This window comes from Cryobacterium sp. TMT1-2-2 (assembly GCF_004403505.1).
Classification (GTDB): domain Bacteria; phylum Actinomycetota; class Actinomycetes; order Actinomycetales; family Microbacteriaceae; genus Cryobacterium; species Cryobacterium flavum.
This window is the reverse complement of sequence record NZ_SOGS01000002.1, coordinates 50,017-64,789: the sequence shown is the minus strand read 5'-3', so window position 1 is coordinate 64,789 and position 14,773 is coordinate 50,017. Positions and strand designations below refer to the sequence as shown.

Below are 14,773 nucleotides of genomic sequence, written 5' to 3'. Positions count from 1 at the left end.
GGTGACCGGGCCGGGCCGGCGGGTTTGGCTAGGGTGGAGGCATGGCTTCCACCGTGAACAATCCCTTTTCCGCCCGCAGTACTCTGCCCTACCAGCTACCGCCGTTCGCGTCGATCAGTGACGAGCACTACCGCCCGGCTTTTCTGCAGGGCATGACCGAGCAGCTCGCCGAGGTCGGGGCAATCACCCACACAGCGGATGCCCCCACCTTCGAAAACACGCTTGTCGCGCTCGAGCGCAGCGGGCAGACGCTGTCGCGGGTGGCCGAAGTCTTCTTCAACAAGAGCTCCTCCGACTCCAGCGACTTCACCAACGACCTCGAAGAAGAACTTGCGCCGCTGCTGGCCGCCCACGCCGATGCCATGAGGCTCGACCCCGCCCTGTATGCCCGCATCGCCGCTCTGCATGCCCAGCGCTCCGATCTCGAACTCGATGCCGAGTCGCTCTACCTGCTCGACCGGTACTTCACCGAGTTCACACTGGCCGGGGCCGGCCTGAGCGACGACGATAAGCAGTCTCTGCGTGATTTCAACTCGCGGCTGTCGACCCTCACCACCCGGTTTGAAAAGAACCTGCTGGCCGACACCAACGAGCTCGCCCTCGTCATTGACGACGTGGCCGAGCTCGACGGGCTCACCGACGGTGAGATCTCGGCCGCCGCGGAGGCTGCGCGGGAACGCCAGCTCGACGGTAAGTACCTGATCAGCCTCGTGCTGCCCACCTCGCACCCCTACCTGGCGAGCCTCACCAACCGCGGGGTGCGCGAACGGCTGCTGGCAGCGAGCCGGGCCCGCGGCATCCGCTCAGATGACGCGGGAGCTGCGAGCGACAACCGGCCGCTCGTGATCGAGATCACCCACCTGCGGGCCCAGCGCGCCCGCCTGCTGGGGTTCGACAGCCACGCCGCCTACGTGACCGCCGATGAGACCGCCAAGACTCCCGGCGCGGTCTGGGATCTGCTCGGGCGTCTCGCGCCGGCCGTTGCGCGGAACGCCAGCGTGGAGCAGGCCGACCTGCAGGCCGTGATCGACGCCGAGGGCGGCGGTTTCGAGCTGGCCGCCTGGGACTGGGCGTTCTACACCGAGAAGGTACGCCGGGCCAAGTACGACGTGGACACCGCCGCCATGCGTCCCTATTTTGAGCTCGAGAGCGTGCTGGCCAACGGGGTCTTCTACGCGGCCCACCAGCTCTATGGCCTCACCTTCACCGCTCGGCCCGATCTGGTCGGCTGGCACCCCGAGTCGCGGGTGTTCGAGGTCACGACCGAAGATGGCTCGGCCCTCGGGCTGTACATCGGCGATTTCTACACCCGCGATTCCAAGCGTGGCGGGGCCTGGATGAACGCCCTGGTCGCGCAGTCCACCCTGCTCGGCACCGAGACGACCGTGGTCTGTAACAACCTCAATGTCTCCAAGCCTGCCGCCGGACAGCCGACCCTGCTCACCTACGACCAGGTCACGACCCTATTCCACGAATTCGGCCATGCCCTGCACGGCCTGCTCGCCCGGGCCACCTACCCCAAGTTCTCCGGCACCAATGTCTACCGCGACTTCGTCGAGTTTCCCAGCCAGGTCAACGAAATGTGGATGCTCTGGCCCGAGGTGCTGGCCAACTACGCTCGCCACTACCAGACCGGTGAGGCGATGCCGCAGCAGCTCGTTGACCGCATCCAGGCGTCGTCGGCTTTCAATGAGGGCTTCCTCACCAGTGAATACCTGGCCGCAGCGCTGCTCGACCAGGCCTGGCACCGGATCGATGCCGACACGACCGTCACCGTCGTTGCCAGGTTCGAAGCGGATGCCCTTGCTTCCGTCGGTCTCGACAACCCCGCAGTTCCCACCCGCTACGCCAGCACGTACTTCGCCCACACCTTCTCGGGCGGGTACGACGCCGGGTACTACGCCTACATCTGGAGTGAAGTACTCGACGCCGACACCGTCGAATGGTTCAAGGAGAACGGCGGCCTCACTCGTGCCAATGGTGATCGTTTTCGGGACCGACTGCTCGGAGTCGGCGGCACCACGGACCCGCTGGAGGCCTACCGGCACTGGCGCGGTCGGGATGCCGAGCTGCAGCCGCTGCTCGACCGCCGCGGCCTCAACTAGACCGCGGCATCCGCTCACTGGACAACTTCGTGGGGTGCAGGTGGCACCACACCCCACGAAGTTGTCTACTGAGCGGCAGGTGGACCCTGCACCCTCAGGATTGAGGATGCGACCGGCTCGGTCTGGCCGTAAGCTACATGACCATGGACACTCCGGAACTGTCACGCCAGGGCGCGGGCCGGCGGCGCTTCTTGTGGATCGTTGCCATCGTTTTGGCCGGGATGCTGCTGGCCGGACTGGTGCTGCATTTCATCCGCGAGAACATCGACAGCTCCGTACCGGGCTGGGCTCTTCTCAGCGGAACGGCGAGTCTGCTCTACGCCGATGGTGAAGCCAACCTGTGGGCCTGGATTTCCGGCCTTCTCCTGGCGGGCGTCGGCGTCGCCCTCGGCGTCGTCGGATTCACCGCGCGACACGAGGGCAGGGCCGCGCTGCCGTACTTCTTCCTCGGCGCTGTCGCACTTGAGATGTCTGCCGATGAGATCGCCCAGCTGCATGAGAAGCTGGCCCGGTTCAATCTCGGTTCGTCGTTCACGTTCGCGTGGCTCGCCCTCGGGGTGCCGCTCGCCATCGCCGCTGGCCTGGTGGTGTTGTGGATCGCTCGACGAATTGACCGCCGTCTTCGGCGGAGGCTCATCGTCGCGGGCACGATCTACCTGCTCGGCGCGGTCGGAATCGAAGCACTCACCGGGTACATCGTTGGCGGGCGCCAAGATGACCTCGCTCGTGCGAGCCTCGAATACCACGTACTGCTGGGCGTGGAGGAGAGTCTTGAGGCAGCCGGAGCGCTGCTGGCCCTCGCCGCAACTCTTGCCGCGCTCAGTATCGAACGCACCACGGCCGGCATCGTCGTGAGTACCCGATTCGAAGTCCGCCAGATACGTCGCAACACCTCACATGTCGACTGAGCACCCCCGCAGACTACGACCCACACACCGATTGCACTCCGCCCTCCCCACCACGGCGGCAGAAGAGTGACGGCCTCGCTCAACCCGGAGGTTGACGCACCTGAACGCGTACGCTGCTAGGCGGACTTGACCTGGCGGGTCTTGTGCAACACCATCTCGGCCGGAGCGTTGTTCAGCACGGTGTCGCGGTTGATGATGACCCGCTCCACGTCGGTGCTGGACGGCACCTCGAACATGACCGGGCCGAGTACCTCTTCGAGGATGGCTCGCAGCCCACGGGCACCGGTCTTACGCAGCACGGCGAGGTCGGCGATGGCCTCGAGGGCCGGCTGCTCGAACTCGAGCTCCACCCCGTCGAGTTCGAACATGCGCTGGTACTGACGCACCAGGGCGTTCTTGGGAACAGTGAGAATCTGCATGAGGGCCACCTGGTCGAGCTGGGTGACGGTCGTGACGACGGGAAGTCGGCCGATGAACTCGGGGATCAGCCCGAATTTGTGCAGGTCTTCGGGCAGCACTTCGCTGAACAGGTTGATGTCGTCGCCCTTGATGTGCAGGGGCGCACCGAAGCCGATGCCCTTCTTGCCGGCGCGGGACGAGATGATGTCTTCGAGCCCGGCGAACGCACCGGCCACGATGAACAGCACGTTCGTGGTGTCGATTTGAATGAACTCTTGATGCGGATGCTTGCGCCCGCCCTGCGGGGGGACCGACGCGATGGTGCCCTCGAGAATCTTCAGCAGCGCCTGCTGCACGCCCTCGCCCGACACGTCGCGGGTGATGGACGGGTTCTCGGCTTTGCGCGCGATCTTGTCGATCTCGTCGATGTAGATGATGCCGGTCTCGGCCCGCTTGACGTCGTAGTCGGCGGCCTGAATGAGCTTCAGCAGAATGTTCTCGACGTCTTCACCGACGTAGCCGGCTTCGGTGAGGGCCGTCGCATCCGCTACGGCGAAGGGAACGTTGAGGCGCTTGGCCAGAGTCTGGGCGAGGTACGTTTTGCCGCAGCCGGTGGGGCCGATCAGCAGGATGTTGGACTTGGCGATCTCAACGTCGTCGTGAATGGCCTCAGCGGCGGTGAGCGTGGCTCGTGACCGCACGCGCTTGTAGTGGTTATAAACGGCGACGGCGAGGGCACGCTTGGCGGGTTCTTGCCCGATGACATATTCCTCGAGGAAGCCGAAGATTTCTTTGGGCTTGGGGAGGTCGAACTCGCCGGCGATGGCTTCAGAGCCGGCTTCAGCCAGTCGCTCTTCGATGATTTCGTTGCACAGCTCGACGCATTCGTCGCAGATGTACACGCCGGGGCCGGCGATGAGCTGTTGTACCTGCTTCTGGCTCTTTCCGCAGAAGGAACATTTGAGCAGGTCGGCACTTTCACCGATTCGGGCCATGTCAGCCTCCTCCATTGGTCTCGCTGCAATTGAGCCTAGCCTGTGCGTGTGACAGTTACGTGCAGCACGCCATAAACCGAAACGGCGCGCCGCCCGCAGGCGACGCGCCAGTCGTACCGGTTCAGGGCACAGGCTATTTGACCAGCATCGGAAGGTTTTTGCGGCTGGTCAGAACCTGGTCGATCAGGCCGTATTCGAGGGCCTCGGCCGCGCTCATGATCTTGTCGCGGTCAATGTCCTTGTTGACTTGCTCCACGCTCCGGTTGGAGTGGTGAGCGAGGGTCTCTTCAAGCCAGACGCGCATGCGCAGAATCTCGGCTGCCTGAATCTCGATGTCCGAGGCCTGGCCGCCGCCCTGGCCACCAACCGAGGGCTGGTGAATGAGGATGCGCGCGTTCGGCAGGGCGAGACGCTTGCCCGCTGTACCACCGGCAAGCAGCACGGCGGCAGCGGATGCCGCCTGGCCGAGGCACACGGTCATCACGTGCGGGCGAATGTACTGCATGGTGTCGTAGATCGCCGTCATAGCGGTGAACGAACCGCCGGGCGAGTTGATGTACATGGTGATGTCGCGGTCGGGGTCCTGACTCTCGAGCACGAGGAGCTGGGCCATGACGTCATCGGCCGAGGCGTCGTCGACCTGCACACCGAGAAAGATGATGCGGTCTTCGAACAGCTTGGCGTAGGGGTCCTGGCGCTTGTAGCCGTAGGCGGTGCGCTCTTCAAAGGTGGGGAGAATGTAGCGAGATTCAGGAGCGTTCTTGGTCGAGCCGCCCATCGAGCTGTAGGCCGTTCCACCGAATGTGGGGATAGTCATGATTTCTTCCTGTTCAGTTTCGGTGGACTACTTGGTGACTGCCGCGTCGGGGTCAGTGCCGCCGCCGCCGATGACATCCGAAGCGGATGCGCGGAGGTGATCGACGAAACCATATTCGAGGGCTTCCTGAGCGCTGAACCAGTTGTCGCGGTCACCGTCGGCGTTGATCTGCTCTGGCGTCTTGCCGGTCTGCGCGGCCGTGATCTCTGACAGTCGCTGCTTCATGTCGAGAATGAGGCGCGCCTGGGTCTGGATGTCGGCGGCCGTGCCACCGAATCCGCCGGACGGCTGGTGCAGCAGCACCCGGGCGTTCGGGGTGATGTACCGCTTGCCCTTGGTTCCACTGGTCAGCAGGAACTGCCCCATCGAGGCGGCCATGCCGATACCGACGGTGACAATGTCGTTGGGTACGAACTGCATCGTGTCGTAGATTGCCATTCCGGCGGTGATCGAACCACCGGGTGAGTTGATGTAGAGGTAGATGTCTCGATTCGAGTCTTCGGCTGCCAGCAACAGGATCTTGGCGCAGATCTCGTTGGCATTTTCGTCACGGACCTCTGAGCCGAGCCAGATGATGCGGTCCTTCAGCAGTCGGTCAAATACACCGTTGGTGGGTGTCGGGTCGGCCATGTCGTGCTCCGTTTCAGTTGTCGCTTCTCAATGAATCTATCGGAGCGCGCGAGCGAAAACGGCTCTGTTCGCCCTCGGCAGATTACCGGGCCGCGCACACGGCTCCCTCAGCATGCAAAAGGCCGACTGGAAAGATTCCAGCCGGCCCGTTCACGCAAACAAGCGCTACTTCTTGGCAGCGGCCTTCTTCTTCTTGGGCTTCTCTTCAACCTCGGCGTCGGCTTCGACGACGGGGGCGGCTTCGACGACGGGGGCGTCGTCGTCGCTGGTGGCGGCATCCGCTTCGACAGCGGCGTCGTCGGCGGAATCATCAGCGACCGGGCCGGTGAATTCGCTCAGGTCGACCGGCTTGCCGTTGGAGTCAACGACCTCGGCCTTGCCCAGGGCGATGGCGAGGGCCTTGTTACGGGCAACCTCGGCGACCATCGACGGAATCTGACCGTTGGTGTTGAGCGTCTGTACAAACTCGCTCGGGTCCATGCCGTACTGGCTGGCGCCCTGGATGAGGTACTGGGTGAGCTCGTCCTGGCTGACCTTGACTTGCTCCGCTTCGGCGATCGTGTCGAGCAGAATCTGCTGACGGAACGTCTTCTCGCTAGCCTCGGTGACCTCGGCGCGGTGGGTGTCGTCTTCGAGACGGCTTTCGCCCTCAAGGTGACGGTTCACCTCGTCGAGGATGATCGCGGCGGGGATCGGAACGTCGACCGAACCAAGCAGCGTCTCAATGAGACGCTCGCGGGCCTGGCTGCCCTGACCGAAGGCCTTGGACTTCTCGACCTGAACCTTGAGGCTCTCGGTCAACTCGGCGATCGTGTCGAACTCGCTCGAGATCTGAGCGAAGTCGTCGTTGGCCTCTGGCAGTTCGCGCTCCTTGACAGCGATGACCGTAATCGTGATCTCGGCCGTCTCACCCTCGTGGTCTCCGCCCATGAGGTCGGAGTTGAAGGTGGTGGTCTCGCCGGCGCTGAGCGAATCGAGCGCCTCGTCGATGCCGTCGATGAGGTCGCCGGAGCCGACCTCGTAGGAAATTCCGCTGGCGGTGTCAACCTCGTCGCCGTCGATCGCGGCGTTCAGGTCGATCTGGGCGAAGTCGCCGGTCTTCGCGGGGCGGTCAACGGTGATGAGCGTGCCGAAACGGCTGCGCAGCTTGTCGAGTTCTTCGGCGACTTCTTCGTCGGAGACCGAGACAGCATCGACGGTGAGCTTGAGGCCGGCGTAGTCGGGCAGGTCGATCTCGGGGCGCACGTCAACCTCGATGGCGAGAAGCAGGTCACCGGAGAAGTCGGTGTTGCTCGGCCATTCGACGATGTCGGCTTCGGGGCGACCCAGCGGGCGCAGCTTGTTCTCTTCGACGGCGGCGCGGTAGAAACCGTCGAGGCCCTCGTTGACGGCGTGTTCCAGAACGGCAGCCTTGCCGACGCGCTGGTCGATGATCGCGGGCGGGATCTTTCCCTTACGAAAACCGGGGATGTTGATGTCTTCGGCAATGTGGCCGTAGGCGTGGGTGATGGCTGGCTTCAGCTCGTCGGGGCTCACCGTGATGGTGAGCTTGGCGCGCGTGGGGCTCAGTTTTTCGACCGTGGACTTCACTCGAGACTCTCCTGTGTATTGAAACGGTGTGCTGCGGGTAATGTCGGGGCGACAGGAGTTGAACCTGCGACTTCTCGCCCCCAAAACGAGCGCTCTACCAAGCTGAGCTACGCCCCGGATCGTTCGATCCGTCGGTACTACTTTTGTTGGGGAATCAATCTGTCGGCGCAGGCAGAAGCTTGCGACAGCCGGATTGACCTCAGCCAGTCTAATGCACGGCATTCGAGCGGATGCGCCCGCACTGGCATCCGGTGCCCGGTTTCTTGTACTACGCTATCCCAGTGCTCGAATGTTGGGCGTGGGGTCGTAGCTCAATGGTAGAGCCTGAGTTTTCCAAACTTATGACGCGGGTTCGATTCCCGTCGACCCCTCCCAATTGAGGGGACCGAAGCCAGATGGCTTCGGTTCTGCGTGTCTCCCGCAAGGTGAGGTGCAACCCGTGACTAGCACCGTAGTTTTCTACCCAAGAAGTCCCCGGTACGTGCCTGACCAGCCACGATTCACCCCACACAGAACCGCCTCCGCTGCTGCAGCGGAGGCGGTTCTGTCCAAGCCTGGTCACGATCTCCCCGGGCTCAGAGCGAGAAGACCTTCATGATGTTGATCACCGCGGGCGTCAGCAGCACGATGAACAGCACCGGCAGGATGCAGAACACGAGCGGGAAGATGACCTTGACCGGCACCTTCATCGCCTGCTCCTCCGCACGCTGACGGCGGCGCAGACGCATCTCCCCCGCCTGCACCCGTAGGACGTCGGCGATTGCGATGCCGTAGGTGTCGGCCTGGATGACCGACCGTGTGAAGCGGCGCAGATCGGCGGAATCGGTGCGATCGGCGAGCGCGAGGTAGGCATCCTTGCGGCTGCGGCCGATGCTCATGTCCTGCAGAGTGCGGATGAGCTCCTCAGCCAGCGGCCCGGACCCATTGGTTCCGGCCTTGCTCATCGCCGCCTCAAAGCCGAGGCCGGCCTCGACCGAAATGGTCATCTGGTCAAGCGTGTCGGCGAGCGCGTTCTGCATGGCTGCCTGGCGTTCCTGACCACGGCTGTACAGCAGCAGGTCGGGCACGAAGAAGCAGATCACCACGAGCAGGCTTCCGACCAGGATGCGCAGCGGAACGGGGTCGTTGGTGATCCACAGCACCGCGAGCAGCAGGCCGGCTCCGGCCAGGGCTGGTTTGGCGATGAAGATCTTATCGATGGTCCACGCGGCGGGGCGGCCGGCCAGGGCGAGGCGGTGGTCAAGAAAGCCCACGTACCCCTTTGGTGCCAACTCACGACTGGCCGCGAGCAGTCCCGAGCGACGAGGCAGCAGGCCCGGCCGACCCAATCCGGGCAGCACAATGACCGCGTCGGCGACCGGGTCGGTTCGGCGGGCTCCGACCAGAATGGCTACGATGGCGGCGAGGCCGCCGGCCACAGCAAGGGCGGCGAAAAAGGTGAGTATCGGGGGCATCCGCTTCTCCTTAGAATTTCACTTTGACGACGGCCATCATCCAGAGCGAACCGACAATCAGCAGAACGGCGGCCACGATGAGCGCGATGATTCCGATGATGTTGCCGAGGAACCCGTTGAAATAATTGGGCTGGCTGATGAGCAGGAACGCGAACACTCCGATCGGCAGGAGCACGAGCACCCACGCCGAGAGCTTTCCCTCAGCGGCGAGGGATTTGACCTGACGCCGAACCTGATTGCGTTCCCGAATGGTGTGACCCACCTGGTCGAGCACCTCTGAGAGGTTGCCACCAACCTCGCGGTTAATCGAGATGGCTTGGGCGACCCACCGAAAATCTTCACTGCGCATGCGCACTGCCGTACTCTCGAGCGAGTCACTCAGGTCACGGCCGATGCGTGTTTCGTTCACGATGCGCGCAAATTCATCGGACGTGGGCTGTTCGGTTTCGTGGCTGACGGCATCCACTGCCCGCATCAGGCTGTGCCCGGCGCGCAGTCCGCCGGCCAGCAGCCCGAGTGATTCGTCAAGCTGATCGGCGAATTTGGCGCGGCGGTGCCCTGTGCGCAACCGGAGCCAGACCTTGGCGCCGACGACAGCGAATGCCGCGAACAAAATCATGAGGGGCACCATCCAAACGGTGCCGTCACCGAGGAGCAGGCCGAGCAGGGCTGCCACCGTCGCTGCGGAAATCACCATGAGCACAAAAGCGGATGGCTGCATTCGGATCCCAGCCTGCTCCAGCTCGGCTGCGGTGAACGGCACCACGTTGCGTCGCCGGATCACTCGGTCGATCGCTCCGACGGTGCGGTCGGTGAGCCGGGTCAGCCCGGACACCTCTACCGCGCCGGGAGCGCGGCGACGATCCAGCGGCACGCGAAGCATCGGCGGCGCAATGACAAGAAGCACGACCACGAGCAGTGCGGCAACAACGCACAGCACACCGAGCGCAAAGATCGCGGTACTCATCGCGGTGCCTTCGCGCTGCGGGTCAGCAGGTCGGCCTGGAACACACTCGGGTCCAAAACGATACCGAGGTCGGCGAAGCGATCGGCGAAACGTGGCCGAACGCCAGTGGCTATCGCGCGACCGAGCAGGTTTCCCGCAGGATCGACCCCGGCGTGGTGATCGAACACGAACACCTCCTGGAGGGTGACGATCTCCCCCTCCATGGTCTGCACCTCGGTGACATGGGTAATGCGCCGAGAGCCGTCTTTCATGCGGCTGATCTGCACGATCACGTCGATGGCGGAAGAGATCTGCTCTCGGATCGCCCGCACCGGCAGGTCCATGCCCGCCATCAGCACGAGTGTCTCCATGCGGGCGATCGCATCGCGCGGCGAATTGGAGTGCACCGTGGAAATCGACCCCTCATGCCCGGTGTTCATGGCCTGAAGCATGTCAAGGGTCTCGCCACCGCGGCACTCACCGATGACGATGCGGTCCGGCCGCATGCGCAGGGAGTTGCGCACAAGGTCACGAATGGTGACCTCGCCCTTGCCCTCGATGTTGGCTGGGCGGGATTCGAGGCGGATGACGTGTTCCTGCTGCAGTTGCAGCTCGACGGCATCCTCGATGGTCACGATGCGCTCTCGCTCGGGAATGAACCCGGAGAGTACGTTGAGCAGGGTCGTTTTACCAGTCCCCGTTCCACCCGACACGATGATGTTCAGTTGTGCCTTGACGCAGGCGTCGAGCACCTGTGCCATTTCGATGCTCATCGTTCCCAAGCGGATGAGGTCGGTCACCGTAAACGGTTCCCGGGCGAATTTGCGGATGGTCAGGGAGGAGCCGTCCACAGCGAGCGGCGGGATGATGGCGTTCACCCGGGAACCGTCGGCCAGGCGGGCATCGACGAGCGGAGACGATTCGTCGATGCGGCGACCGACCTTGGACACGATGCGCTCGATCACCCGGCGAAGCTGGGCCTCGCTCGTGAAGTGGGTATCGCTGCGGGACAGCCGGCCGAAGCGTTCCACCCAAATCTGCTCGTGGCCGTTCACCATGATCTCGGTCACGGTGTCGTCGTCGAGCAGCGATTCCAGCGGACCATAGCCGAGCACGTCGTCGCCGATCTCATTGATCAGGCGCGCCCGTTCGTCGGAATTGAGTGGCACCTGCTCGTCGGTGACGATGTTGCCCAGCTCGGTTCTGGCGTAGCTGTGCAGCTGTTCCTCGGTCAGGCTTGAGTCGTTCAGGCGAAACCCGATGCGCTCGAACAGTTCCTGGGCCGCCCGCTCCTTAATGTCGGCAAGCGGATCGACGACGATCGGCGGCGCCTCAGCTGGCGGGGCGGTACGGGCTGCCGGTACGACGCCGTCGTCAGGCACGCTTGGCAGCGGATGCAGCGGTGCGGTGCGGTCAACGCGGGCCAGCGGACCGTCGCGCAGTGCGGCGTCCATTCGTTCATTGAGTCTCATGAGATATCCACCCTCTTGTGCAGCTGAAAGGTTTTCTTGGGGGCACCGGCGTCAAACCGGGCGACCAGCCTGTCGAGGGCGCGGGCGACGGGACTTCGTCCGCCCTCCTGCAGCACCGGTACGCCCCGGTTTGTCGACACCGAGACCAGGGTGGAACGGGGCACTGCTACGTCGACCGGCACACCGATGGTCGCCTCGACATCTCGAACGCTGAGCCCGCTGCGGTGATCGGCCAGGTTGAGCACGACGTGGCGTTTCGGCGGCATGATGCCAATGCGATCGAGCACGGCGAGTTCCTTGCGCAGCCCGCGAGCGCTGGGTACCGTCATATCGCAGAGAAACACGGCGTCCGTGGCCAGTTCGAGGGCGGCCAGGGCATGATCGCCGAGCCCCGGCGCGGTGTCAATGATGATGTACTGAAAGACGTCGGCGAGTTGATTGATGAGATGACCGAGCTGATCGCCGGTGACGCGATCGCCGGCATCCGGCTGGTCGGAACCGCACACCGTGTAGAAGCCGCTCGAATGTGCGGTCAGCGACGATTTGAGCACCATGAGGTCGTCGACGGCGCTCCCCAAGACGAGGTCGGGCAGGGTCAGCGCCGGCTCCAGGGAAAGCGCCATGGCGACGTCCCCGAACTGCACATCGGCATCGATGAGCACGACCGAGTGCGGGGCGAGCCGCGCCAGGCCGACGGCCAGGTTGGTGGCGACCGTGGTCTTTCCGAGACCGCCTTTGGGGGCGACGACCGCTACGATGCGACGCCGCGGTGCGTTTCTAGCCGGAAGAAGATTCTGTTCCACTGCCTCGGTACGCGTCGCTGCAAGATCGACCGGTTCATCACGCATTTCGATGATCACCTGGCCGGGTTCGGGGTTTGCCCCGCCGGGGCGAGCCTGCGGCAGGGGCCCGAAACTCTGCATCTGCCTCATCGGAACATCTCCGACCCGTCAACGACTCGGGAGCCCGTCTCGGAGGCGTTGTCGGGTTCGATCGTGAGCCAGACCGTTCCGAACTGCTGGCCCCAGACCAGGGACTCGATGTCGGGGGTGGTGCGGGCCAGAGTGACCATAATGACGCTCACCGGGGTGGCATCGGCGCCAGCGTCGGGCGTCGTGGTGGTGCCGGCCTGCACGGCCGTGACCAGCACCTTGTGGAAGACCTGCTTGCTCAGCAGCATTTCCGTTCCGTCGACGGTTTTGGTCGCGGTGATCACCACTCCCACGGTGTCGCCGGCTTTGAGCACGCCGCCCACGACTCGTTCCAGCGGTAACGCGAGGGTGAGCACCTGCATGCCGTCGGGAACCTTGACGTCACCGCGGGCGGCAAGGTCGGCCGCTTCGACCCAACGAGAACTGATCAGCTGCTCGCCGGGTACGAGCGCGGCATCCGCTACCGTGCCAGCAAGCGCGCTCAGTTTGGTCACCCGACCCGGAACGGCGGCCACCGCAGGAATCTGCTTCTGTTCAATGAACGTGGTGATGTCTTCAGCCTTGGTGCCCTGCGGAATCTGAGTCGTCACGACGAACACGGAGACCAAGGCTGCGCCGTCTGCCGCTCGGGCATCGGCACCGCGCACGTAGCCGGTGAGCGCGAAGGTGCCCACGAGGGCCAAAATAATCGCGACGATCGCACCGATAAGTCGGGTTTTCATGGGATCTCCTATTTGATCAGTCTGACAAACTCTGCGCCGAGATTCGGTCCGCCGAGCTCTTGTACTTCTGCCGAGTCAACCGACACCCAGTGGTCGAAATATCCCTGAATGCCCCTGCAATTTCCGGTGCATTTCGTCGCCGGCGAGGCTTGCGCAACTGGATCGAGGCTGGTCATCGGAAGATTATTGTTTCCGCTGAACTTCCACCCGGTGATGCGAAAGGCGGCAAAGGCATAGATGTGGTAGCTGCCCACGGCTCCCGTCACGGCGTCGTTGCCGTTGCTGGCGTAGGCGCGATCGAAGATGGGCACCAAGATCGTGGTGTTCAGCATGGCGTTGAAGTACGTGTCGCAGTCACTCGTCGGCGGGTCGTTTCCCGGGTCGCTGGGTACGGTCTCGCTGGTAAGGTTGACGGCAGCTTCGCAGGTGTCGGCGATCGGGTCAATCCAGCCGAAACCTCCCGGAATAGGATGCCCGTCGCGGCCAGCGCACTCCAGATTCCGATCGTAGCGAATGAGCTGTAGTTTGCCGTCGAGAGCCGGCCGAAATTCGCAGTAAGAAATAGCGAGTGGCAACACGTTGGCCGCTTCGGGCGAACCCCACTCCGCCTGCGCTACCACGCTCATTGTCGTGGGAGCAGCTCCGATGGCGAAGAACGGCCTAATCGCGGACGCTCCAGATGCCTCCAAAGTAGTCGCTACAACCTGAACGCTGTTGGGAGGCGCGGGTGACGGCGCGGGCACGACCGCTGAGGCATTGGATTTTGCGTCGTTTGAATTGACATTCGCAAAGTCTTGAGCCTGGTTCGCGACCGTGGTCGGGGAGTTGCACAGGCCGTCGACGGCGCAGTTGCGGGCGATGGCAATGGCTGCTGCATCCGCCCCGTTCTGCAGTTGCGCTTTTTCGGCGTAGAGGGCGCCGACGTCGATCGCGATCGCCAGGAATCCCAGCAGGGGAATCATGAGGATGCCGACCATGACGGCGCTGGCGCCGCGCTCGGCGCGGAGCAGATGATTTAGCCACCGCACAGCATGACTCCCTTTCCGGTGAGCACCATTGATGTGTATGGAAGGTAGCCCGAGATGAGATCGACCGTGTGTTTGACCGTCACCGTAATGGTCGAATCGGTCGCACAGGTGGTCGGGCTGACTGTGACTTCCCCGGCTGTCAGTGGAACTGACGGGGCGGCATTAAGGGTGGCCGTCTTCGCGTCGTCCACGACGTTGTGAATCGCCATCGACCGGGCACCCTCGCGGGCGGCTCCGGTGATGGAGATCTGGATGTTGTACAGCCGACCGAACTCGATGATGAAGAAGATAAGAATGATGAGAATTGGCAGTACCAGCGCGAACTCCACCGCTGCCGCGCCACGTTCACCAGAGTGCAGGCGCATCAGTCGTCGACGTAACCCCAACATCGGAGGTCCCTTCAGCTTGAGCGGCAGCGGCTTCCCTGCGGAAGCCGCCACCTTTTACCGCTGTCACTGTGCCGTTCGGTCGACCGACCGGCCGGCCGAGTTCTATCGCTGGCTACTTAATGACGGGCAGTTTGCCGGCGACGCTGGTGAAGAGCGTGCCAAGGTTGGTCCCGAGCAGGGTGACGCTGACGATGATGGCGACGGCGATCAGCGCGACCATGAGGCCGTACTCCACCGCGGTAGCACCCTTTTCTTCTGAACGCAGGCTGTTGACGAATGCGGAAATCTGGGTGAAGAACTTCATGTCGGGTAGTCCGTTCTGTGAGAAATCAGCCTGAGTGCCGATCGGTAGCTGAAATATATTCGACACGAGTTTTGCTCACAAA

General features: G+C 63.5%; 14 protein-coding genes and 2 tRNA genes. 3 read left to right on the top strand and 13 right to left on the bottom strand.

Going from position 1 to position 14,773, the window contains the following annotated elements; translation table 11 throughout:
* Positions 1-41: 41 nt before the first annotated feature.
* Both E3T35_RS00475 and E3T35_RS00470 read left to right on the top strand, forming a co-directional pair.
* The gene (locus E3T35_RS00475) at positions 42-2,105 is read left to right on the top strand and encodes a M3 family metallopeptidase (protein ID WP_134377591.1); all 2,064 of its coding nucleotides are present in this window, start codon (positions 42-44) and stop codon (positions 2,103-2,105) included.
* A gap of 143 nt (positions 2,106-2,248) precedes the next feature.
* Positions 2,249-3,013, top strand: coding sequence for a hypothetical protein (locus tag E3T35_RS00470; protein WP_134377590.1), 765 nt, complete (start codon positions 2,249-2,251; stop codon positions 3,011-3,013).
* Positions 3,014-3,129: 116 nt separating this feature from the next.
* Here E3T35_RS00470 and clpX read toward each other — a convergent pair whose 3' ends face one another.
* From clpX to E3T35_RS00445, 5 genes are all read right to left on the bottom strand, one after another.
* A complete protein-coding gene (clpX, locus tag E3T35_RS00465; RefSeq protein WP_134344106.1) occupies positions 3,130-4,407 on the bottom strand; it encodes an ATP-dependent Clp protease ATP-binding subunit ClpX in 1,278 nt (425 codons plus the stop codon).
* A gap of 133 nt (positions 4,408-4,540) precedes the next feature.
* The gene (locus E3T35_RS00460; RefSeq protein WP_092339947.1) at positions 4,541-5,224 is read right to left on the bottom strand and encodes an ATP-dependent Clp protease proteolytic subunit; all 684 of its coding nucleotides are present in this window, start codon (positions 5,222-5,224) and stop codon (positions 4,541-4,543) included.
* 27 nt (positions 5,225-5,251) lie between these two features.
* A complete protein-coding gene (locus tag E3T35_RS00455; RefSeq protein ID WP_134377589.1) occupies positions 5,252-5,854 on the bottom strand; it encodes an ATP-dependent Clp protease proteolytic subunit in 603 nt (200 codons plus the stop codon).
* Between the two features lie 165 nt (positions 5,855-6,019).
* Positions 6,020-7,444, bottom strand: coding sequence for a trigger factor (gene tig, locus E3T35_RS00450; protein WP_166789795.1), 1,425 nt, complete (start codon positions 7,442-7,444; stop codon positions 6,020-6,022).
* Positions 7,445-7,487: 43 nt separating this feature from the next.
* A tRNA-Pro gene (locus tag E3T35_RS00445) sits at positions 7,488-7,561 on the bottom strand.
* Between the two features lie 183 nt (positions 7,562-7,744).
* Here E3T35_RS00445 and E3T35_RS00440 point away from each other — a divergent pair.
* Positions 7,745-7,815, top strand: a tRNA-Gly gene (locus E3T35_RS00440).
* 204 nt (positions 7,816-8,019) lie between these two features.
* Here E3T35_RS00440 and E3T35_RS00435 read toward each other — a convergent pair.
* The 8 genes from E3T35_RS00435 to E3T35_RS00400 all read right to left on the bottom strand — a co-directional run bounded on the left by E3T35_RS00435 (position 8,020) and on the right by E3T35_RS00400 (position 14,757).
* Complete coding sequence (locus E3T35_RS00435) at positions 8,020-8,898, bottom strand: type II secretion system F family protein (RefSeq protein WP_134377588.1); 879 nt, start codon at positions 8,896-8,898, stop codon at positions 8,020-8,022.
* A 10-nt stretch (positions 8,899-8,908) separates the two neighbouring features.
* Positions 8,909-9,865 carry a type II secretion system F family protein gene (locus E3T35_RS00430; protein ID WP_134377587.1) on the bottom strand — a complete coding sequence of 319 codons (957 nt, stop codon included), beginning with the start codon at positions 9,863-9,865 and terminating at the stop codon, positions 8,909-8,911.
* Positions 9,862-11,316 (bottom strand): CpaF family protein, encoded by a 1,455-nt coding sequence (locus tag E3T35_RS00425; RefSeq protein WP_198420983.1) that lies wholly within the window; start codon positions 11,314-11,316, stop codon positions 9,862-9,864. Before E3T35_RS00425 ends, E3T35_RS00430 begins: the two co-directional genes overlap by 4 nt.
* A complete protein-coding gene (locus tag E3T35_RS00420) occupies positions 11,313-12,248 on the bottom strand; it encodes an AAA family ATPase (RefSeq protein WP_134344109.1) in 936 nt (311 codons plus the stop codon). The genes E3T35_RS00425 and E3T35_RS00420 overlap by 4 nt, the downstream gene beginning before the upstream one ends.
* Entirely contained in the window at positions 12,245-12,970 is a 726-nt protein-coding gene (locus E3T35_RS00415; RefSeq protein WP_134344110.1) for a Flp pilus assembly protein CpaB, read from the bottom strand. Before E3T35_RS00415 ends, E3T35_RS00420 begins: the two co-directional genes overlap by 4 nt.
* Positions 12,971-12,978: 8 nt before the next feature.
* On the bottom strand, positions 12,979-13,947 hold the full coding sequence (locus E3T35_RS00410; protein ID WP_134344111.1) for a pilus assembly protein TadG-related protein: 969 nt from the start codon (positions 13,945-13,947) through the stop codon (positions 12,979-12,981).
* Positions 13,948-13,985: 38 nt separating this feature from the next.
* The gene (locus E3T35_RS00405; RefSeq protein WP_241983125.1) at positions 13,986-14,387 is read right to left on the bottom strand and encodes a TadE/TadG family type IV pilus assembly protein; all 402 of its coding nucleotides are present in this window, start codon (positions 14,385-14,387) and stop codon (positions 13,986-13,988) included.
* A gap of 112 nt (positions 14,388-14,499) precedes the next feature.
* Positions 14,500-14,757, bottom strand: a complete 258-nt coding sequence (locus E3T35_RS00400) for a Flp family type IVb pilin (protein WP_241988675.1) — start codon at positions 14,755-14,757, stop codon at positions 14,500-14,502.
* Positions 14,758-14,773 lie beyond the last annotated feature (16 nt).

Excerpts from the sequence above, each read along its gene's own strand:
- E3T35_RS00420 (WP_134344109.1), bottom strand. The coding sequence starts at position 12,248 with ATGAGGCAGATGCAGAGTTTCGGGCCCCTGCCGCAGGCTCGCCCCGGC.
- E3T35_RS00410 (WP_134344111.1), bottom strand. The coding sequence starts at position 13,947 with ATGGTCGGCATCCTCATGATTCCCCTGCTGGGATTCCTGGCGATCGCG.
- E3T35_RS00470 (WP_134377590.1), top strand. The coding sequence starts at position 2,249 with ATGGACACTCCGGAACTGTCACGCCAGGGCGCGGGCCGGCGGCGCTTC.
- E3T35_RS00430 (WP_134377587.1), bottom strand. The coding sequence starts at position 9,865 with ATGAGTACCGCGATCTTTGCGCTCGGTGTGCTGTGCGTTGTTGCCGCA.
- E3T35_RS00460 (WP_092339947.1), bottom strand. The coding sequence starts at position 5,224 with ATGACTATCCCCACATTCGGTGGAACGGCCTACAGCTCGATGGGCGGC.
- clpX (WP_134344106.1), bottom strand. The coding sequence starts at position 4,407 with ATGGCCCGAATCGGTGAAAGTGCCGACCTGCTCAAATGTTCCTTCTGC.
- E3T35_RS00425 (WP_198420983.1), bottom strand. The coding sequence starts at position 11,316 with ATGAGACTCAATGAACGAATGGACGCCGCACTGCGCGACGGTCCGCTG.
- E3T35_RS00475 (WP_134377591.1), top strand. The coding sequence starts at position 42 with ATGGCTTCCACCGTGAACAATCCCTTTTCCGCCCGCAGTACTCTGCCC.
- E3T35_RS00435 (WP_134377588.1), bottom strand. The coding sequence starts at position 8,898 with ATGCCCCCGATACTCACCTTTTTCGCCGCCCTTGCTGTGGCCGGCGGC.
- E3T35_RS00455 (WP_134377589.1), bottom strand. The coding sequence starts at position 5,854 with ATGGCCGACCCGACACCCACCAACGGTGTATTTGACCGACTGCTGAAG.
- E3T35_RS00405 (WP_241983125.1), bottom strand. The coding sequence starts at position 14,387 with ATGTTGGGGTTACGTCGACGACTGATGCGCCTGCACTCTGGTGAACGT.
- E3T35_RS00415 (WP_134344110.1), bottom strand. The coding sequence starts at position 12,970 with ATGAAAACCCGACTTATCGGTGCGATCGTCGCGATTATTTTGGCCCTC.